This is a genomic window from Cupriavidus oxalaticus (assembly GCF_016894385.1).
Classification (GTDB): domain Bacteria; phylum Pseudomonadota; class Gammaproteobacteria; order Burkholderiales; family Burkholderiaceae; genus Cupriavidus; species Cupriavidus oxalaticus.
In genome coordinates, this window is record NZ_CP069811.1 from 797,390 (window position 1) to 814,002 (window position 16,613).

The window sequence follows — 16,613 nt, forward strand, 5'->3', positions numbered from 1 at the left end:
ATGAACGAAACCGCCAAGACCGCCGAGACCATTGCAACTCCCCCGTCGGATGTTACTGGCCACCGATCTGAGCGCGCGCTGCGACCGGGCGCTGGATCGCGCCGCCCAGCTGGCGCAAGAATGGCAATCCGAGCTGATCGCGCTCAATGTGTTCGATCTGTCGTCGCTGCCGGACCAGTCCCTGGCCTGGCTCGGCGGAGCCAGCGACGCGCAGTTGCTGCAGGTCGCACGCGAGGAACTTGCCCGCGACCTGGCTATCGCCGGCATCCAGACCACCCCGCGCGTGATCCGCGGCACCGATACTCCGGCCGCGATTCGCGACATGGCGGCCACGATGCAGGCCGAACTGGTGATCACCGCCGTGTCGGCCAACGAGACGCTGGGGCGTTTCCTGCTCGGCTCCACGGTCGAAGCGCTGGCGCGCTCGCTGCCCCTGCCTCTGCTGGTCGTGCGCAACCGACCTCGCGGGCCGTACCGCCGAATCGTGGTGGCGAGCGATTTCTCCGAGCTTTCGCGTCACGCGCTGAGGGTCACCGCTGAGCGTTTCCCGGGGCGGGAACTGGTCCTGTACCACGCGCACGCTTCGCCGATGGCAGGCCTGGTCGACGATCTGCCGCCTTCCGAGGATTTGTTCGCGGTGCAGAGGGCGGAGTGTGACGCCTTCCTGGCAGCCACTGCGCTGCCGCAAGGCACGAGCGTGCGGCAAAAGATCGAGCGGGGGGCCGTTGAAGCCGAGCTGGCCCGGTATGTGCGCCGGCACGATGTCGAACTCGTCGTGGTCGGCAGCCGCAGCAGCAGCGGCATCAATAGTCTCCTGCTGGGCAGCACCGCGGCCCGGCTGCTGGACTGGCTGCCATGCGACACCCTGCTGGTGCCGCATCCGTGACTCAGGCCAGGCGAAGGGTAATCGTGGACGGCGAGTGTGGCCTTCATGCGATGCGCCGTCATCGCATGTTCGCCGAGCCCGACGGCTTGGCCGGTACCAGCAGCGGCACGTCTTTCCTGACGATGTAGGTCGCCAGTTCCGACGCCTTGCCGTTACCGACATTGCGTGCGGAGTGCACGCTTCCGGCCGGAATGAACAGCGCCTCCCCGGCCTTCAACGTGACGGGCGGCTTGTCGTCGAGCTGGTATTCCAGTGTGCCTTGCAGCACATAGGCGATTTCTTCGCCAGGGTGCGAATGCTTTGGCGCGAACGCGCCGGGGTCGAAGTCGACGCGGACCTGGATGGCGTCGCGACCGGGAATGCTGAGCGCGTGGTGGACCAGGTCTGTGCGCTGGATGTCGGTTTGCGCCTGGGCGTTCAGCAGAGGCAGGCTGCTGCCGGCAATAACCAGGGCGGAGGCGATGAGTCTGGGCATGTTCATGAGGCAGGTTTCCTTGTCGCCGTTCAGGGGCGGATGGGGTGTGCAGGACGCTGCGGCGGGAGTGCGTCTCTTATGAGGTGGGTGAGATCCGGGCGTCCTCAGACGATGTGGTAGTTGTTCCTGGAAACGGCATGTCCCATCAATGGACCCAGCGCTCGACCTGCGCTTGCAGGCGCGGCCCGACCAGCAAGATGGCGGGGATCACGATCACGTAGCCGAGGCCCCAGGAGCGCAGCCAGGTCAGCGCAAAGCCCTCCGAGAATCCCATATTGAGAGCGAGCAGGGCGAACGAGATGATCCCCGTGGTCACGACGCCCATCGACAGCGCGAAGGCGATTTTCCGTTTCAGTTGCACATTCATGACTGCTTCCCTTTACGTTAAAAAAATACCGATTGGTATATTTCAGGTCAAAAAAATCAAGCGAGATCGATGATGGTTTTCTTCACCGCCGACATGACGGCCTGGTTGTAGGCCGCGTTGTCGGTGAGCCGGGAGATCATGATCGCGCCTTCGATCAATGCGATCAGCGTGATGGCAGTCTCTTCAGGTCCCACGTCCTTGCGGAACTCACCGGAAGCAATGCCCGCCTTGATGACCGAGACGAGGTTAGCCTTCCAGCCGCGGAACGCCTCCATGGCTTTGTCCCGCAAGGCAGGGTGGGTATCGTCGGCTTCAATGGCCGTGTTGAGCAGCGGGCACCCTCCCTTCGGGAAACACGCGGGAAGGTTCTCGAACACGCCGGTCAGGGCAAGCAGCTTCTCCTTGCTGGTGCTCCTGGCGGCCATCTGGTCCCGGACCGCGGATTGCGCCTGCTTCCAGTTGTAGTCGAATGCAGCGAGCGCCACCTCTTCCTTGTTGGCAAAGTTGCCATAGACACTGCCCTTGGTCAGGCCGGTGGCCTCGGTCATGTCAGCGAGCGATGTTCCGGCATAGCCCTTGGTGTTGAAAATGGGAGCCGTCTTCTCGACGATCAGCTGGCGGGTGCGTTCGGCTTTGGTCATGCAGTCCAGAATATACCAATCGGTATTTTTGTCAAGGGCCCGGACTTTTCACGAAAAGTACGACGATAAGTTACCGATAGCGCGCCACAGCGTACGCTCGGGTTTCGTCAGACCGAAGGCTTCTTTTGCGAATCGTGAATTCACTTTGCCTCGACGGTCAATTTATCGTCACTGTTGTAGCGATAGCTCCACATCACAAAAACACGGCGTGACCGATAAAGGAGACGACAATGAAGCAGGTTGTGGACGGGCTGCGTCTGGCAGGCGCCAGGCTGGCATTAGTGGCGACCGGGATGGCAGGCGCGGTTGGTGTGGTCGTTGGTGTGGTCGTTGCGGTGACCCCGGGCGCAGCATTGGCGGCATATCCCGACAAGCCGATCCGGCTGATCGTGCCGGCGGCCGCGGGGGGTACAACGGATATCGCGTCGCGCCTGGTCGGCAAGCGCATGGGCGAGTTGCTTGGCCAGCCGGTGGTGGTGGAAAACCGCGCCGGCGGCGGCGGCATCATCGGCGCGCAGGCGCTCAGGCAGTCTGCCGCCGATGGTTACACCCTGATGATGGGCAATATCGGGCCCAATGCCATCAACTACAGCCTGTACCGGCAACTGCCCTACCGGGCGGAGGACTTTGCACCGATCACCATGGTGGTGTCGGTGCCCAATGTACTGGTGGTCAATGCGAACGTGCCGGCTCGCACCGTGGCGGAACTGGTCGCGCTGGCCAAGGCGCAGCCCGGCAAGTATTCCTTTGCCTCCTCGGGTACCGGCCAGTCGGTCCACCTTTCCGGCGAGCTGTTCCGCAAGCGCACCGGCACTGACCTCATCCATGTGCCTTACAAGGGCGCAGCACCGGCCGTGGCCGACCTCGTGGCCGGGCAGGTCACCATGATGGTGGACAATCTGCCCAGCTCGCTGCCGCATATCCAGTCGGGCAAGCTGCGCGCGCTGGCTGTGACCAGCGCCAGCCGCGTGCCCGAGCTGCCTGACGTGCCCACCATGAAGGAAGCCGGGGTGGACGACTTCCAGGTGACGGCATGGTTCGGCCTGGTCGCGCCCGCCGGCACGCCGCAGGAGGTGATCGATCGGTTGCAGAAGACCGTGGCCGGCATTCTGGACGAGCGCCAGGTCAAGGCAAGGCTGGTGGAGTTGGGCGGTATCCCCGGCGGCGATACGCCGGCCCACTTCGGCAACTTCATCAAGAGCGAGCGCGAGCGCTGGGCACGCGTGGTCAAGGACACCGGCGTTCCGCAGCAATAAGCCAACAGGCCGACCGGCTATGTTGGCCGCCACGAGACCATCAACATGATCGACAAGACTGTGGCATCACTGGAACAAGCGGTGGCCGGCATCACGGATGGCGCCACCGTGCTGGTGAGCGGCTTCGGCGGCTCTGGCATTCCCGGTGCGCTGCTTGACGCGCTGCTCGCCTGCGGTGCGCGCGATCTCACCATCGTCAACAACAACGCCGGCAACGGCGACACGGGCATTGCGGCGCTGATACGCGCCGGGGCTGTGCGCAAGGTGATCTGCTCCCATCCGCGCTCCAGCAATGCGGAAGCCTTTATCGAAGCCTACCGCGCCGGCAAGGTCGAGCTGGAATGCGTGCCGCAGGGCACCCTGGTGGAGCGCATGCGCGCCGCCGGCGCCGGGCTGGGGCCGTTCTTTACGCCGACCGCGTATGGCACGGCCCTGGCAGAGGGCAAGGAAACGCGCGAGATCGATGGCACAGGTTATGTGCTGGAGCAACCCTTGCGCGGCGATTTCGCGCTGGTCAAGGCGCATCGCGCCGATCGGGTTGCTGGCGGGCGCTTCCATCTCCGACCATGCGACATCCTTCGCCATGATGCGCGGCGGACATCTCGACATCACCGTGCTGGGCGGCTTCCAGGTCTCCGCCAGGGGCGACCTGGCCAACTGGTCGACCGGTGAGCCCGACGCGGTACCCGCCGTGGGCGGTGCCATGGACCTGGTGGCAGGAGCGGCCAATCTCTTCGTGATGATGGAGCATGTCACCCGCGACGGCCTGCCCAAGATCGTGGAGCGCTGCAGCTATCCCCTTACCGGCCTCGGCGTGGTGGACCGCATCTACACTGACCTGGCCGTGATCGACGTGCAGCCCGGCGGCGGACTGCTGGTCACCGGCCTGGCCGAAGGCGTGTCCTTCGACGCGGTGGCGGCACTGAGCGCGGCGCCGCTCATGTTGAAGGGGCAGTGCCGGGTGTTGCGTTAGTTCGGCCTCGTGTCCACCTGGGCACATAGCGCAGCGCGGGCCGGCGAGCGGCGTTCGCCTTGCGCTTCGGCGTGGATGATGTAATACGTATCCAAGCCGTGACCTCGCGCAAAAGTCGGCCTTAGTTCGCCTGCAGCGAGGGACCGCCAAACGACCCGGGCTATCGCCCCGTCATCTCCTCGGGAGGGGAATGATGGAACAACTGCTGGTTGACGCGGTGATCTTCCTCGCCGCGGCGCTGATCGCCGTGCCGCTGTCGGTGCGCTTCGGCTTTGGCTCCGTGCTGGGCTACCTGGTTGCCGGCGCAGTGATCGGCCCGTGGGGGCTGAGGCTGGTCACGGACGTCAACTCGATCCTGGACGTGTCCGAGCTGGGCATCGTGCTGATGATGTTCATCATCGGCATTGAAATGGACTTCGAGAAGCTGTGGGCGATGCGCCGCTCCATCTTCGGCTACGGCGGGCTCCAGGTGGCGCTGTGCGCGGCGCTGCTGGCGGCGATCTTCATTGCCTTTGGCGTGCAGTGGCGCGTGGGCGTGGCGGCCGGCTTTGCGCTGTCGCTGTCGTCCACGGCGATGGTGCTCGCGATCCTGGAACAGAACCGGCTGATGGACGCACCCGTCGGGCAGTCAAGCTTCGGCATCCTGCTGTTCCAGGACATTGCCGCGATCCCGATGATCGCGCTGTTGCCGTTGCTTGCGCCGGTTGCGGCGGACGCCGGCATGTCGAGCGGCTGGGTTTCCGCGGCGAAGGCGCTGGCCATGCTCGCAGCGGTCGTCGTCGTCGGGCGCTTCGTGCTGAAGTACGTGCTGCGCATGATCCAGCGCAGTGGCACGCGCGAGATCTTTACCATCTTCGCGCTGCTCTGGGTCATCGGCATCGCGCTGCTGATGCACGTGGTCCACCTGTCGATGTCGCTCGGCGCGTTCGTGGCCGGGCTGCTGCTGGCCGGCTCCGAATGCCGCCACGAGATCGAATCGGACATGGCGCCCTTCAAGGGCATCCTGCTCGGCCTGTTCTTTATCGCGGTCGGCATGTCGATCGATTTCTCGGTGCTGGCCAACAAGCCGCTGCTGGTGGCGGTGCTGGTGATTGCCCTGGTCGTGGGCAAGTTCCTGGCACTGATGTACCTGGCGAACCGGATTGAACTGCCGCGCCAGCATCGCCTCTACTTTGCCATCCTGCTGTCGCAGGGCGGTGAGTTCGCCTTTGTCGTGATGGGCGCTGCGCAGGCGGCGAACCTGATCGATGCCGAGCAACTCTCCGTCGTCACTGTCGTCGTTGCGCTGTCGATGGCGACGACACCGCTGCTGCTGCTCGCCCACCGCAAGCTGCCGCGCACCCGCGCGGCACCGCGCGAGGTCGAGGCGGATGGCCAGTAGCGGCCTGGGTTCGCCAGCGCCGCAAGCAAACCGATCGCGCGAGGGAGGTGCCGAGCGATGACTGTCCTCAACTGGCTGCGCCGTCGCGGCAAGCATCCTGACGGGGCGCGCGACGCGGAGCGCGCCGCGCTGGCGGAGCGCGTGACCCGGCTCTGTCCGTACGTGCGGCTGGTAGGCGGCTATCGCAAGCGGCTTGCCCCGGCGCTGGCTATCGCGGACCGGTACGTGCGCGATGTCGTGGCGGGCTTGCCGCCGGCGTCGGTGGCGAGCGAAGCCACCTGGAACAGCGATCCGTATATCCATGCCTTCTTTGGCACGGCGCAGGACGTCATGCCGGTGTTCAGCCGGTCGCCGGACCTGCGCGACTATTTCAGCAATGCAGCGTCTCCCGCGGAGGCTTATTGCGTGCTGGGGATGGAGAAGCTGGAACGCCGCACGCTGGGCGTGGCGCTGGAAGGCGACGTGATGCGCACGGAGGTGCCCCAGACCACGGTCAGCTTCACCGATCACCGCGTCAGCATCTGCGCGGCGACCGAAGCCGCGCTGCGCGACGAAATCGCCGGCCGCATGCTGGACCAGTTCGCGCTGCAGGCGCTGGCCGAGGTGGCCGGCGGCACGTCCCGCCGCGACCGCATCGAGCGCGAGCAGGCGCTGCTGACCACACGGCTCCACCTGCTGGAAAAGCAGGGCGTCGGCATGCGCGGCGTGCTTGGTGAAGGTGACGGCGCACAAGCCGGCGAGTCCGCGCGCCTGCGCGAGCAAGTGGCGCAGAACGAGGCCGCGCTCGCCGCCCTTAGCGCAGCCGGCGGGCAGGGCGGCCGGGCCGGCATGCCGGAGCGCCAGCTGCACGCGCTGGTCGACGTGCTGACGCATGCCGCAGCCAGCTTTTCCGTGGAGCGGGAAGCGGTGCGGCTGAGCCCCATGAACATCGTGCTGCCGCCCGGCAGCGCCGGGCCCGGCGCTGACCTCCAGCTGATGACCGCGCGGGTTCCTGGCGATCCGCCGCTGGCACGCACTTTTTCGCTGGTGTGCGTGGCCCGCGCCGGGATGCTGTCGCCGATGCAGTTGCTCGATGAGGCGGCGCGCATGCTGTGAGCCACCGTGGCGTGGTGAGTGCCGGAGTCAGGCCATGTCCAGCACCAGGTTGCGATAGATCTCGCGCGCACCCTCCAGCTGTTCCAGCGCGATCGATTCATCAATGATATGCGCGTCCTCCTCGCACCCCGGCCCCAGCCCGATGGTCGGGATGCGACGGCGGCCGGCGGATTCGGAGCCGTTGGTGCAGAACGCCCAGCTTCCGACCTGCGGCGATCGGCCGGCTTGCGCAATGGCGCGCACCGCGGCTTGCACGAGCGGGGCGCTTTCCGGCTGCCGCCATGCCGGCAGCCAGCGGACTGGCCGAGCCGATTCGCCGGTGAAGGTCCGCACCTCATCGTCGGACACCGCCAGTGCGAAATCTTGAAGGCCGGCAGCGCGCAGGCAAGCGTCGATCTGACCGAGGACGTCCTCGCGCGTCTCGCCGTCGAGGGTGCGGCGATCGAAGCGGATGGTGGCGGACGCCGGAATCATGGAGATCGACGGATAGGGCGACGAGATGATGTCCGTCGGCACCAGCAGCGCCGCGCCAAGGATGGGGTCGACCGGCAGTTTCAGGCCTTCCAGCGCCGTCAGCGCACGCGCGGCGGCGAGTAGCGGATTGACGCCGAGGTGCGGCGTCGCCGCATGCGCGGGTTTGCCGTGGAAGGTGAGCTGGATTTCCAGCCGGCCCTTCTGTCCCGTCTTGACCTGCAGTTTCGACGGCTCGCAGATGACCACTGCCGCGGGCCCGCACCTGCCGAGAACCGACGCCAGCGCATGCCCTTCGATGACTTCCTCGAGCACGCTGGCGGAAACCGCGATGCGCTTGCGCAGCGGCCGCTCCCGCGCCGCCGCGGCAACGCCGCAGATGGCAGCGGCGATGCCGCCCTTCATGTCGGTACTGCCGCGTCCGTACAGCCGGCCGTCGTGGATGGTGCCGCCGAACGGCTCGAAGCGCCACGTGCCGGTGACCGGCACCACATCCATATGGCCGTCGAACAGCAGCGCCACGTCGGCATCCTCGGGACCAATCAGCCCGAGCACGCTGCCGTTGCGGTCCGTCGTCACCGACGTGAAGCCGGCTTCGGCCATGCGGTGCGACAGCAGCGCGGCCAGGTCGCCCTCCTGGCCGGACAGGCTGGGAATGCGCACCATCTCGCGCGCCAGCGCGACGACATCACTGAGATTACTTGCTTGATCGATCATCTTGGTATTTCTCCTGTTGTCACCGGTTGACCAGCGCAGCCGGCACGCGCAGCACCAGCAGCGCGCCGATCACGGTGAAGGAGGCGAGGAAGTACATGCCCCAGTCGGTGGAGCCGGTCAGGTCCTTGATCCAGCCAATCGCATAGGGACTGGCGAAGGCAGCGAGGCCGGCGAAGGAATTGATCGCGGCGATACCGGCCGCCGCGCTGCGCCCGTCGAGGAAGGCAGTCGGCAGGCTCCAGAACAGCGGCGAGCAGACCATGCACCCGGCTGCGGCCACCGACAGCATCGCCACCGCGAACGCCGGGTTATGGCTGAACATCGTGCTGAGTGCCAGGCCGGTGCCGCCGACCAGGAACGGGATGACCATGTGCCAGCGCCGCTCGCGTGTCTTGTCCGAATGCCGGCACACCAGGATCATCGACACCACCGCGAATGCATTCGGGATCGCCGTCAGCAGGCCGACGTCGAGCAGCGAGACCACGCCCGTCGAGCGGATCACCGACGGAATCCAGAACGCCAGGCCCGACAGGCTGGATACCGTGCAATAGCAGATCAGCGCCATATGGATCACGCGGCGGTCGCGGAACAGCTTCAGCAGCGATACGTGCTCGGTCTTGCTTGCCTTCTCCGCCGCGATGTTGTGGGCGAGACGGTGCTTCTCGGCCGCGCTCAGCCAGCGTGCATCGGCGATGCTGTCGTCCAGGTACCAGATCACCGCAAGACCCAGCACGACCGACGGAAGCGCCTCGAGCAGGAACATCCATTGCCAGCCGGCAAAGCCGTAGTAGTTGTGCATGCTCTCCATGATCCAGCCCGACAGCGGCCCGCCAAGGATGCCGGCCAACGGCACCGCGGTCATGAAGACCGCGATCACCTGGCCGCGGCGGTGCGACGGGAACCAGTAGGTGAGGTACAGGATGATGCCGGGATAGAAGCCTGCCTCGGCGGCGCCGAGCAGGAAACGCAGGATGTAGAACTGCGTCGGCGTCTTGGTCAGCGCCATGCAGGCCGAGATGCAGGCCCACAGGATCATGATGCGTGCCAGCGTCTTCTTGGCGCCGATGCGGTGCATCAGCACGTTGCTCGGCACTTCGAACAGGAAGTAGCCGATGAAGAAAATGCCGGCGCCGAGGCCGTACACCGTGTCGCTGAACTTCAGCTGGTCCAGCATCTGCAGCTTGGCAAAGCCGACGTTGACGCGGTCCAGGAAGGCCGCGACGTAGCAGGCCATCAGGAAGGGCAGCAGCCGCCAGGCCACCTTGCGGTAGAGCGCGTTGTCGTGCGCTGCCATCGTGCCGGATGTGTTCGGGACCGCGGCCGGGGCGTGAAGCGCCGGCGCGGAATGCAGGGAATCGCTCACTTTGTTCCTCCTTTGGATTTGGTGAGACAACAACGCCCCCTGCGGGCGCCCGCAGGCGCCTGCATGTTCTTTTATCTCGATTTGGGAAGGGGGCGGAAAAGTGCGCCGCTACGCAGCGGCCAGGGCTTGCGGCGGTGTGGCCCCGCGCTGGCTGGTGATGCGGCCGTAGGCCTCGGGGCGGCGGTGCCGCTCGAAGTTGAAGGTCGTGGTCTTGTACGACTGGCACAGGTCGAGGTCGCAGCGCGCGATGGCCAGTTCGTCGCCCTTGGTCGAGCAGGCCGCGACGATCTCGCCGGACGGCGCGATGATGCAAGTGCCGCCGATCATCTCGCAGCCCTCTTCCTTGCCGGCCTTGGCCACGCCGACCACCCAGGTGCCGTTCTGGTAGGCGCCGGCCTGCATCACCAGGTGGTTGTGGAACATCGACAGGTCGTCGTGCTCCGGCGCGGGCGGGTTGTGCACGGGCGTGTTGTAGCCCAGCAGGATCATCTCGGCGCCTTGCAGGCCCATCACGCGATAGGTCTCCGGCCAGCGGCGGTCGTTGCACAGCGCCATGCCCATGACGCCGCCGAACCCTTGCCAGACGCCGAAGTCGTCGCCAGGCTCGAAGTAGCGCTTTTCCAGGTGCTGGAAGGCGCGCCATGGCTCATGCTGGTCGTGGCCGGGCAGGTGCACCTTGCGGTATTTGCCGATGATCCTGCCGTCGCGGCCGACGAGGATGGCGGTGTTGTAGCGCTGTTCCACGCCACCCTCCAGCGCCAGTTCCGCATAGCCGAGGTAGAAGCCGATGCCGAGCCGCGCGGCGGTCTCGAAGAGGACACGCGTCTCGGGTCCGGGCATCTCGCGCTCGTAGAAGGCGTTGAGTTCCTCGGGGTCTTCCATGTACCAGCGGGGGAAGAAAGTGGTCAGCGCCAGTTCGGGGAACACCACGAGGTGGCAGCCCATTTCGTGAGCATGGTGCAGGTGGGCCAGCAGGCGGGCGACAACGTCGCGGCGCGAGTCGCTGCGCTGGATCGGGCCGAGCTGGGCTGCGGCGACGTGGACGAAGCGGGACATGATCGGGAAGTCTCCTGTTATGCGGGGAATGTCAGGCGGCAAGTTCGAGCATCAGGTCGAGCAGCACGTCGGCGCCGGCCTGGATGTCGCGGTCGTGGGTCAGTTCGGCGACGTTGTGCGAAAGGCCGGCCACGCTCGGCACGAAGATCATGCCGGCCGGGCACATGCGGGCGAGTATCTGGGCGTCGTGCCCCGCGCCGCTCGGCATGCGCCGCACGCTATGTCCGTGCCGGCGCGCGATGGCCTCGACGCGGTCGACCATGCCGGCGTCGAACGCCACCGGCGCGAAGTCGGCCAGCGTGCGGCGGCTGAGGCGTACGCCCTCGGTCTTCGCAACGTCCTGCGCATAGGCCAGCGTGCGCTGCACGGCCTCCGCCAGCGCGGTGCCGTCGGTATTGCGCAGGTCGACCGTGAACACCGCGCGGCTCGGGATCACGTTGACGAGGTTCGGGAAGCACTGCACCTGCCCAACGGTCGCAAGCTGCGCGCCGCCCAGCTCGCGCGACAGGTCGCGCACGAAGCAGGCGACGCGCGCGGCGACGAGGCCCGCGTCGTGGCGCAGCCGCATCGGCGTCGTGCCGGCATGGTTGGAAGTGCCCTCCACGGTGAATTCGGACCAGTGGATGCCCTGCACGCCGGTGACCGCGCCGATGGCGATGTCCTCGTGCTCGAGCACCGGGCCCTGCTCGACATGCAGTTCGACGAAGGCATGCACGCGGTGGCGGCCCACCGGTGCGGGGCCGGCATAGCCGATCCGCGCGAGGTTCTCGCCCACCGTGGTGCCGTCGATGCCGCGCGTATCCAGCGCTTGCTGCAACGGCAGGTCGCCCTGGAAGACGAGGCTGCCCATCATGTCGGGGGCGAAGCGCGCGCCTTCCTCGTTGGTGAAGAAGGCGACCGCCAGCGGACGGCGGGTGACGATACCGGCATCGTCGAGCGCGGCGATGACTTCCAGGCCCGCGAGCACGCCGAGGTTGCCGTCATAGCGCCCGCCGGTGCGCACGGTGTCGATGTGCGAGCCCGTCATCACCGGCGGCAGGTCTTCGCGACCGGCACGCACGCCGACCACGTTGCCGATGCCGTCGACGCTGACCGCCAGCCCCAGCTCGCGCATCCACGACACCACGAGGTCGCGCCCGGCGCGGTCTTCGTCGGTCAGCGCGAGCCGGCAGACACCGCCGCCTTCGATGGCGCCGACATCGCCGAGCATGGCGATCCGGCGCAGCAGCCGAGGCAGGTCGATCCGCGTGGTCCGTTCGAGGTCGAGTGCCGCGCTCACGCTGCCTTCCTCACGTCTTCCGGCAGGCGGCCGACGATACGCTGATACAGCGCCACGTCGGTCGCGCCTTCGCTGCCGAACACCAGCACCCGGCTGTCGGCGGTCAGGCCAAGCTGCTCGCGCGTGGCGGGATCGGCCATGGCCCCGAGGCAGCCGGCCAGCCCCGCGACCGCCGATTCGCCCGCAACGATGGGTGCATCGCCATACCGGCCATCCGCCAGCAGGCGCACGCTTTCCAGCGCGGAGGCATCGTCGATGGTCAGGAACGCATGCGCGCCGGGATGCAGCACTTCCCACGCCAGCAGCGAGACTTCGCCGCAGGCGAGCCCGGCCATCACCGTGTCGAGGTCGCCGTGGACCGCGACGGGCTTGCCGGCGCGCGCGCTTTCATAGAGGCAGGCGGCCTTGTCCGGCTCGACCACGATAAAGCGGGGGCGCTTGTCGCCGAGCACTTCCCAGAAGTGCGCGCACACGGCGGCGGCCAGCCCGCCCACGCCGCCCTGCAGGAAGACGTGGGTCGGAAGCTGGCCGTCCGGCAACTGGCGCAGCGCCTCGTCGGCCATTACCGCGTAGCCCTGCATCACGTCCTTGGGCACCTCCATATAGCCTTCGTAGGAGGTGTCGGAGACCACGAAGCGCCCCAGCCGCGCGGCGTCGTCGGCCGCCTGGCGCACCGAGTCGTCGTAATTGCCGGCGGTGCGGACCACCTGCGCGCCGTATTGCTCGATGGCGGCCTTGCGGCCTTCGCTGACGGTGGCGTGGATATAGATCACGCACTGGCAGCCGAAGCGCTGCGCGCCCCAGGCTACGGAGCGGCCGTGGTTGCCGTCGGTGGCGCAGGTGACGGTGATGTCCCGCACCACGTCGGCATAGCGGCCCGACAGCAGGTCGTCGACCGGCACGTCGCCCACGCCCAGCCGGCTGCCGATCTCGCGCACCAGCAGGCGGCTGACCGCATAGGCGCCGCCCAGTGCCTTGAAGCTGCCCAGCCCGAAGCGGTCGCCTTCATCCTTGTAGAGGATCTGTGCGACGCCGGCGGCGCGCGCAAGGCCGTCGAGGGCTACCAGCGGCGTCGGTGCATAGCCCGGCCAGCGGCGGATCTGCGCGGCGGCGCGGACAAAGGCTTCGCCGCCGAGCACGGCCTGCTGGCGCACGCCATAGGGGGCGCCGGGCGTGGCCGCCGGGTTCAGCGCGCACTGCAGCTTCAGGTTGGGGAGCGGGTGGTTCAAGACAGTCTCCTGGGTTGGGGTCTAGCGATGCAGGTCGCCGTAGTGGTCATGGAGCGACTCGATTTCCTCGAGCCGCTCGCGTGCCGCGTCGCCGAGGATCAGCGCGATGCTTGTGCAAAGGTGGTTGATCAGGCTGACGGCCGCGACATAGGAGTCGAACACCGCAGCGCCGTGGTTGACGCAGCGGAGCACCACGTCGGAGCGCGCTGGCAGGTCCGTTGCGCTGGGATCGGTCAGGATCACGACCTTGGCGCCGACGCGGTTGGCGTGCGCCACCATCGGCCACAGCAGCGTCACGCGCCGGCGGAAGTCCATGACCAGCAGCACGTCGTCGGCGCCGAGGTCGGCCAGGTCTTCGGCAAGATTCAGGCCGGCGCCCGGCGCCAGCGTCACGCCCGGCCGCAACTGGGTCAGCAGCGCCCACGCGTATTGCGCCAGCACGCGGCCGTTGCGGAAGCCGGCGATGAAGACGCGCCCGGCACCGGCGAACAGCGCGACGGCGCGCTCGACATCGGCCGGGTTCAGGCGATCGAAGGTTTGAGCCAGGTTCTGCAAGTCATTGGCGAGATGGCGGGCCAGTGGCGCCTGGTCGTCGACAGGTGCCTGCACGCCGGCCAACTCGTATAGCGGCGAGCCGCGGTCGGCCTCGTCGCGCAGCAGGGCGCGGACCTCGTTGAAGTTCTCGTAGCCGAGGCGGCGGAAGAACCGGCCCGCGGTCGCCTTGGAAACGCCGGCCTTCTGCGCCAGCTCGGTGGCCGAGTAGGCGGCGAGATTGCCGATGCACTCCAGGGTTACGGCAGCCAGGCGGCGCTCGCTTTCGGTGAGCTGGTCGTTCAGCGCGAGAATCTTGTCTTGCAACGATGAGGTCATGATCGGGTCCGAATGAAACTTCGGTTTCAGAAATATAGGTTAATGAAACTTTGGTGTCAAATAGAATTCTTCGTGAAACTTTGGTTTCATGAGGGGATTGTCGCGCACATATATGCCGCCGGTCGAGGGCGGCGCTTGCTTCGCTAGAATCACGTCAATAGCGGTTTCACCCAAAGGTTTAAGCGTGGCACACCAGCAGGGTTTCATCCTGACCCGACATTGGCGCGATACCCCCGCCGGCACCGAGGTCGAAGTCTGGCTGGCCACCGACGACGGGCCGCGCCGGCTGCGCCTGCCGTATCAGCCGTCGATTGCATTCATTCCCGAGGCACAACGCGAGCGTGCCGAGGCGCTGCTGCGCCGCGAGCGCGAGGCGGAGTTGCGTCCGCTCAAGCTGCAGGACTTCAAGGGCAGGCCGGTCATGGGCCTGTATTGCCAGCAGCATCGGCAACTGATCCAGCTAGGCCGATCGCTGCGCGATGCCGGCGTGGATGTCTATGAAGCCGATATCCGCCCGCCAGAGCGCTACCTGATGGAGCGCTTCATCACGGCCCCGGTCTGGTTCGATGGCGAACCGGACGGCGACGGCGTGCTGTGCAACGCCCAGCTGAAACCCGCGGCGGACTACCGGCCCACGCTGCGGCTGGTGTCGCTCGATATCGAAACCAATGCATTCGGCGAGCTGTATTCGATTGCACTCGAAGGCTGCGGCCAGCGCCAGGTCTATATGCTGGGCGCTGTGCCGCAGGAGCCGGCCGATGTCGACTTCGTGCTGGAATACTGCACGACACGGCCAGAGCTGCTGGAGAAGCTGAACCAGTGGCTGGCTGAACACGACCCCGACGCGATCATCGGCTGGAACCTGGTCCAGTTCGACCTGCGCGTGCTGGTCGAGCATGCGCGCCGGCTGCAGGTGCCGCTGCGCCTCGGCCGGGCCGGTGCGGAAATCGAATGGCGCGAGCACAACGCGCAGCAGCACTATTTCGCCAGCGCGCCGGGCCGGCTGATCATCGATGGCATCGAGGCCCTGCGTTCCGCCACGTGGAGCTTCCCGTCGTTCAGCCTCGAATCGGTGGCCCAGGCGCTGCTCGGCGAAGGCAAGGCGATCGACAACCCGTACGACCGCATGGATGCCATCGACCGCATGTTCGAGCAGGACAAGCCGGCGCTTGCGCGCTACAACCTGCGCGATTGCGAGCTGGTGACGCGGATCTTCGGCAAAACCGAGCTGCTGTCGTTCCTGCTGGAGCGCGCCACGGTCACGGGCCTGCCGGCCGACCGCAGCGGCGGTTCGGTCGCGGCCTTCACGCATCTCTACATGCCGCTGATGCACCGCCAGGGCTATGTCGCGCCCAACCTCGGCGAGCTGGCGCCGCAAGCCAGCCCCGGCGGCTTTGTCATGGATTCGCGGCCGGGACTCTATGAATCGGTGCTGGTGCTGGACTACAAGAGTCTCTATCCGTCGATCATCCGCACCTTCCTGATCGATCCGATCGGCCTGGTCGAGGGACTGGCGCACCCCGACGATGCCGACTCGGTTCCCGGCTTCCGCGGCGCGCGCTTCTCGCGCACCAGGCACTGCCTGCCGGCGATCGTCGCCCGGGTCTGGCAGGGCCGCGAGGCCGCCAAGCGCGACCGCAACAAGCCGCTCGCGCAGGCGCTGAAGATCATCATGAATGCGTTCTATGGCGTGCTGGGCTCCAGCGGGTGCCGGTTCTTCGATCCCCGGCTGGCCTCGTCGATCACCATGCGCGGGCACGAGATCATGCGGCAGACGCGCGCGCTGGTCGAGGCGCGCGGCTACGAGGTGATCTATGGCGACACCGATTCCACCTTTGTCTGGCTGCGCCGCGCGCGCACGCAGGCCGATGCGCAGCAGATCGGCCGCAGCCTGGTGGCCTATGTCAACGACTGGTGGCGCGACCACCTGTGGCAGACCTATGGCCTGGAAAGCGCGCTTGAACTGCAGTTCGAGACGCACTTCCGCCGCTTCCTGATGCCGACCATCCGCGGCACCGACCTTGGCAGCAAGAAGCGCTACGCCGGCCAGGTGGAGCGGCCGGACGGCACGGTCGAGATGGTGTTCAAGGGGCTGGAGACGGTGCGCACGGACTGGTCGCCGCTCGCGCAGCAGTTCCAGCAGACGCTGTACGAGAAGGTCTTCAACCGCGAGCCGTACCAGGACTATGTGCGCGACATCGTGCGCCGCACGCTGGCGGGAGAACTCGACGAGCAGCTGGTCTATCGCAAGCGGCTGCGGCGCAGGCTGGAGGAGTACCAGCGCAACGTGCCGCCACACGTGCGGGCAGCCCGCATCGCCGATGACTATAACGAGCGCCACGGGCGCCCGCGCCAGTACCAGCGCGGCGGCTGGATCAGCTATGTCGTGACCATCGCGGGGCCGGAGCCGCTCGAATGCCGATCCGCGCCGATCGACTATGGCCACTACGTCGGCAAGCAGCTGCAGCCGGTTGCCGATGCGATCCTGCCTTTCCTGGACGATGATTTCGAACGACTGTTGTCGGGGCAGATGACGCTGTTTGCGCAGTAGGGC

Annotated in this window: 16 protein-coding genes; 7 read left to right on the plus strand and 9 right to left on the minus strand. The window is 66.8% G+C overall.

Features of this window, described 5'->3' with window-relative positions; all coding sequences use genetic code 11:
• The first annotated feature begins 49 nt into the window (after positions 1-49).
• Entirely contained in the window at positions 50-886 is an 837-nt protein-coding gene (locus tag JTE92_RS03525; protein ID WP_063242017.1) for a universal stress protein, read from the plus strand.
• 58 nt (positions 887-944) lie between these two features.
• Here JTE92_RS03525 and JTE92_RS03530 read toward each other — a convergent pair whose 3' ends face one another.
• The 3 genes from JTE92_RS03530 to JTE92_RS03540 form a co-directional block, all read right to left on the minus strand.
• Positions 945-1,367 carry a cupin domain-containing protein gene (locus JTE92_RS03530; protein WP_063242016.1) on the minus strand — a complete coding sequence of 141 codons (423 nt, stop codon included), beginning with the start codon at positions 1,365-1,367 and terminating at the stop codon, positions 945-947.
• A 139-nt stretch (positions 1,368-1,506) separates the two neighbouring features.
• The gene (locus tag JTE92_RS03535) at positions 1,507-1,728 is read right to left on the minus strand and encodes a DUF2798 domain-containing protein (protein ID WP_063242015.1); all 222 of its coding nucleotides are present in this window, start codon (positions 1,726-1,728) and stop codon (positions 1,507-1,509) included.
• Between the two features lie 56 nt (positions 1,729-1,784).
• A complete protein-coding gene (locus JTE92_RS03540; RefSeq protein WP_063242014.1) occupies positions 1,785-2,369 on the minus strand; it encodes a TetR/AcrR family transcriptional regulator in 585 nt (194 codons plus the stop codon).
• Positions 2,370-2,662: 293 nt separating this feature from the next.
• Here JTE92_RS03540 and JTE92_RS03545 point away from each other — a divergent pair, with 293 nt between their 5' ends.
• The 5 genes from JTE92_RS03545 to JTE92_RS03565 all read left to right on the plus strand — a co-directional run bounded on the left by JTE92_RS03545 (position 2,663) and on the right by JTE92_RS03565 (position 7,074).
• Positions 2,663-3,625: a Bug family tripartite tricarboxylate transporter substrate binding protein gene (locus JTE92_RS03545; RefSeq protein ID WP_063242034.1), complete on the plus strand. Its 963-nt coding sequence runs from the start codon at positions 2,663-2,665 to the stop codon at positions 3,623-3,625.
• Between the two features lie 45 nt (positions 3,626-3,670).
• Complete coding sequence (locus JTE92_RS03550) at positions 3,671-4,297, plus strand: 3-oxoacid CoA-transferase subunit A (protein ID WP_232353469.1); 627 nt, start codon at positions 3,671-3,673, stop codon at positions 4,295-4,297.
• Positions 4,209-4,598, plus strand: a complete 390-nt coding sequence (locus JTE92_RS03555) for a CoA-transferase (RefSeq protein ID WP_275440060.1) — start codon at positions 4,209-4,211, stop codon at positions 4,596-4,598. The genes JTE92_RS03550 and JTE92_RS03555 overlap by 89 nt, the downstream gene beginning before the upstream one ends.
• 193 nt (positions 4,599-4,791) lie before the next feature.
• A complete protein-coding gene (locus JTE92_RS03560) occupies positions 4,792-5,979 on the plus strand; it encodes a monovalent cation:proton antiporter-2 (CPA2) family protein (RefSeq protein ID WP_063242013.1) in 1,188 nt (395 codons plus the stop codon).
• Positions 5,980-6,036: 57 nt separating this feature from the next.
• Positions 6,037-7,074 carry a hypothetical protein gene (locus JTE92_RS03565; RefSeq protein WP_063242012.1) on the plus strand — a complete coding sequence of 346 codons (1,038 nt, stop codon included), beginning with the start codon at positions 6,037-6,039 and terminating at the stop codon, positions 7,072-7,074.
• A 27-nt stretch (positions 7,075-7,101) separates the two neighbouring features.
• On the opposite strand, the gene JTE92_RS03570 is transcribed toward JTE92_RS03565, so the two are convergent.
• The 6 genes from JTE92_RS03570 to JTE92_RS03595 form a co-directional block, all read right to left on the minus strand.
• Positions 7,102-8,262, minus strand: coding sequence for a YgeY family selenium metabolism-linked hydrolase (locus JTE92_RS03570; protein WP_063242011.1), 1,161 nt, complete (start codon positions 8,260-8,262; stop codon positions 7,102-7,104).
• Positions 8,263-8,281: 19 nt separating this feature from the next.
• Positions 8,282-9,613: an MFS transporter gene (locus tag JTE92_RS03575; protein ID WP_063242033.1), complete on the minus strand. Its 1,332-nt coding sequence runs from the start codon at positions 9,611-9,613 to the stop codon at positions 8,282-8,284.
• A 120-nt stretch (positions 9,614-9,733) separates the two neighbouring features.
• Positions 9,734-10,681, minus strand: coding sequence for an N-carbamoyl-D-amino-acid hydrolase (locus tag JTE92_RS03580; protein ID WP_063242010.1), 948 nt, complete (start codon positions 10,679-10,681; stop codon positions 9,734-9,736).
• A 31-nt stretch (positions 10,682-10,712) separates the two neighbouring features.
• Positions 10,713-11,891 carry a M20 family metallo-hydrolase gene (locus tag JTE92_RS03585; protein ID WP_371136908.1) on the minus strand — a complete coding sequence of 393 codons (1,179 nt, stop codon included), beginning with the start codon at positions 11,889-11,891 and terminating at the stop codon, positions 10,713-10,715.
• 65 nt (positions 11,892-11,956) lie between these two features.
• Positions 11,957-13,189, minus strand: coding sequence for a diaminopropionate ammonia-lyase (locus JTE92_RS03590; RefSeq protein WP_063242008.1), 1,233 nt, complete (start codon positions 13,187-13,189; stop codon positions 11,957-11,959).
• 21 nt (positions 13,190-13,210) lie between these two features.
• The gene (locus tag JTE92_RS03595; protein ID WP_232353468.1) at positions 13,211-14,059 is read right to left on the minus strand and encodes a MurR/RpiR family transcriptional regulator; all 849 of its coding nucleotides are present in this window, start codon (positions 14,057-14,059) and stop codon (positions 13,211-13,213) included.
• 184 nt (positions 14,060-14,243) lie between these two features.
• Between JTE92_RS03595 and JTE92_RS03600 the strand changes: the two genes are divergently transcribed.
• Entirely contained in the window at positions 14,244-16,610 is a 2,367-nt protein-coding gene (locus JTE92_RS03600) for a DNA polymerase II (protein ID WP_063242007.1), read from the plus strand.
• Positions 16,611-16,613 lie beyond the last annotated feature (3 nt).